This is a genomic window from Candidatus Schekmanbacteria bacterium (assembly GCA_003695725.1).
GTDB lineage: Bacteria > Schekmanbacteria > GWA2-38-11 > GWA2-38-11 > J061 > J061.
The window spans coordinates 1-3,038 of the sequence record RFHX01000301.1; the positions used below are offsets into that span (position 1 = coordinate 1).

At 34.5% G+C, this 3,038-nt stretch carries 4 protein-coding genes; 3 read left to right on the plus strand and 1 reads right to left on the minus strand.

What is annotated here, in order from left to right:
* From D6734_11235 to D6734_11245, 3 genes are all read left to right on the plus strand, one after another.
* Window positions 1-425 (plus strand): hypothetical protein (locus D6734_11235; GenBank protein RMF92889.1); only part of this gene is annotated, 425 nt, incomplete at its 5' end.
* Between the two features lie 210 nt (window positions 426-635).
* The gene (locus D6734_11240; protein RMF92890.1) at window positions 636-965 is read left to right on the plus strand and encodes a DUF2878 family protein; all 330 of its coding nucleotides are present in this window, start codon (window positions 636-638) and stop codon (window positions 963-965) included.
* A 473-nt stretch (window positions 966-1,438) separates the two neighbouring features.
* Window positions 1,439-2,176 carry an amino acid racemase gene (locus D6734_11245; GenBank protein RMF92891.1) on the plus strand — a complete coding sequence of 246 codons (738 nt, stop codon included), beginning with the start codon at window positions 1,439-1,441 and terminating at the stop codon, window positions 2,174-2,176.
* A 394-nt stretch (window positions 2,177-2,570) separates the two neighbouring features.
* On the opposite strand, the gene D6734_11250 is transcribed toward D6734_11245, so the two are convergent.
* Window positions 2,571-2,948, minus strand: coding sequence for a hypothetical protein (locus D6734_11250; protein RMF92892.1), 378 nt, complete (start codon window positions 2,946-2,948; stop codon window positions 2,571-2,573).
* Window positions 2,949-3,038: the final 90 nt, after the last annotated feature.

A 3,038-nucleotide genomic window follows, 5' to 3' on the forward strand; every position in this document is an offset into this window, starting at 1 on the left:
AAGAAAATGCAAAATATTCAGAATGGAAAATTCATTTTGAAAGATATTTTCCTTTTATAAGAAACAACATTATCTTAATCGGCAGTTCTTTAGGCGGGATTTTTCTTGCAAAATATTTATCTGAACATAAATTCCCTAAAAAGATAAAAGCAGTTTTTCTTATTGCTCCACCATTTGATAATACTATTGAAGGGGAAGATTTAGTTGGTGGTTTCAAATTAAAAGGGGATTTATCCTTACTCGAAAAGAATTCTAAAAACCTTTACCTTATGTTTTCAAAAGACGATAATGTTGTTCCGGTTTCTCATGCTGATAAATATAGGAAGAAACTAAAGAATGCAAAAATCATAATATTTGAAAGTAAGAATGGACACTTCGAAATATCTGAGTTTCCAGAAATTGTTAAGTTAATAAAAGAAAATTAGCGCTCTTTCTCCGAACCTAAAATTAGTCTAAAATTAATCTCGTTTGCTTCTCTGCGTTTTCGCTTACGCTCTGGTAATTAACAGGCATTAAACGGCTCGGTTCTTGCAGACTTTCGTCTAAATCCTCTGACGAGGACCTTGTTAAATCCCGAGATTATACTCAACATACTCAAAGTTAATTTTATATAGAATCCCAACCAATCATATTTTATGAAGGAAGCAATCAATCAAATTTTTACAGAGTTAATTGCTATTTTATCTTTAGTAAGCGTCTTACTCTTATGGAAACATAATTTTATTTTGACTGTTGTTCTAATTATTTTAGCAATACTTATGTTGTTAATGAATAAGTCCAAGCAAGAAGTAAAGACATTTGTTTTTTGTGCTTTTTTTGGTGCAATGGCTGAAGCATTTGCAATAGTTTTTGGGGCCTGGACTTACAGAAATCCAAGTTTTATTGGAATTCCAATTTGGTTGACAGTATTGTGGGGAATCGCTTCTGTATTCATAGTCAGGGTTTATTTATCTTTTAAAAATTGACTTTATTTCCTCAATACAGTGCCAACGTTTCGCTTCGGCAGTTTTTCTTGCAGGAAAAACGTATAATATTTTCGTATTATCGGGAATACTCTCTTTAATCTCCCATATACATTTTTTAACTACAAACCCTCAACCATGCTTTAATTTCTGAAGGTTTATCTACGACTTAACAACACTAAACTCCCTTGTTACTCCGTAAAGTAATCCAGTTAATTTAGTAGTAGATCTACTTATCCTTCTCAGGTCAGCAACGTGCTCCACAGGTAATACTATTTTTCATATTTTTATTCTCTAAAGGATACACCACCCAACCTTCGCCTTCGGCTCGTCGGGTCACTTAACAAAGGATATACGGTTCAGTCCTCGGCCCGGGCTTCACCGAAATTTTTCTTTCGCTACGCTACAGAAAAACTTCGTATATCCATAACGTTAAACTCAATAAATTTGAAGTCCTAAAAAGTGGAAGAGGGGCTTTGGCCAAAAGCAATATTTATAAAGAATTTATCAATTATCATATTTATATGAAAACAGTTGGAATAATTGGAGGTCTTGGACCAGAAACCACTTCGGAATTTTACTTAGACCTAGTTTTCTCCTGCTACAAAAAAACAAAAGAAGCAAGACCGGGCATCATAATTTCCAGCGTTCCTTTGCCCTATCAAATAGAAGAAGATTTGATAATGAATAATAGAGGAAGTGAAAGATATATACCTTTTCTAACTACTGAAGCTAAGAGATTAGAAAAGGCAGGTGCAGATTTCATTGTCATGCCCTGCAATTCACTTCATGTATTCATTAAAGAAATACGGAACGCTGTAAAAATTCCGGTTTTAAGTATAATTGAAGAAACAGTAAAATTCCTCAAGAAAAATAAATTCAAGAAAGTTGGCATTGTATCAACATCTGCAACAATTCAGAATAAATTATATGAAAATGCTTTTGAAAAAAATAATATTGAATATGTCACTCCTGATGATTTTCAACAGGCAAAGATGGGAAAATTTATCCTGAATCTTGTTACCGGTCAACAGAAAAATAGTGACAGAGAAGAACTTATCAAAATAATAAACGATTTTGAAAAGAAAGATGTTGATTGTGTTGCCCTCGCATGCACAGACCTCCAATTATTGATTCCAAAACATCCAACTTTGAAAATATTTGACACAATGAAAATATTCGCTGATGCAACTGTTGATAAGATTCTGGAATAGCCAAAGCCCCTTTGATTCTGTGTCTTGATTGCTCACTGTGTTCGCTGGATGGACGGACTTCAAATTTACTTTGAATTTTTCCTCCGCTTAGCTACGGAACGTTGCACTAAAATCCAACCTCTATCGGGAGAGTATAACAGCGATTAAACAGAAAATCCTTGCAGGATTTTCCCAAATTTCCTACGCTTCGCTTCGGAAACTTCGTTAAATCGCATATGTTCTACGGCTTACGCCCAAATTTTCATTAACATGAAAACTTCGTAGAACAAGAGATTAAGCGGTTTACTCGCTATTTTTCTCACGAAAAATTTTCAAAGAAACCGCTCGCTCACCCAAATTTCTTAACAGAAACTTCGCCCAATCCTGACATTAATTGCAATAGAGTTTTACTCTCTTATTCAGAAAAACCATGCTTTTTGAAAAGGGCATCAATTTTTTGTTTAATCTCTTTGTCTAAATCAACCTCACAGAGATTAGCCAATATAATTGCCTCCAGAATTACATCAACAATTTCTTCCTTCAGATTATCTTTATCAAATAAGTCTGGGCGAATTTTCTCATTTGATAATTGCCTTGCTATTTCGCCCATTTCTTCAGTCAGATGAATATAAGATAATTCTGGAGTCAAATCAAAATTTTTTGCTGATGCCCTTTTCTTTGCAAAATCAACAATTCGTTTTTCTATTTCTTTAATGTCCATAACATTAAAATTATTTAGAAGTTTATTAATGTATCGGGCAAAACTCAACTTCTTCGGCTTCGCCTCGACCACACTGCGTTCTCGTTCCGCCTTCGGCTCCACTCGGGGCACATAACAGCGGATAAACGGCTCAAGTCTTGCAGACTTTCGCCCAAATTGGCT

Coding starts and splice junctions, on each gene's coding strand:
- D6734_11240 (RMF92890.1), top strand. CDS start 636: ATGAAGGAAGCAATCAATCAAATTTTTACAGAGTTAATTGCTATTTTA.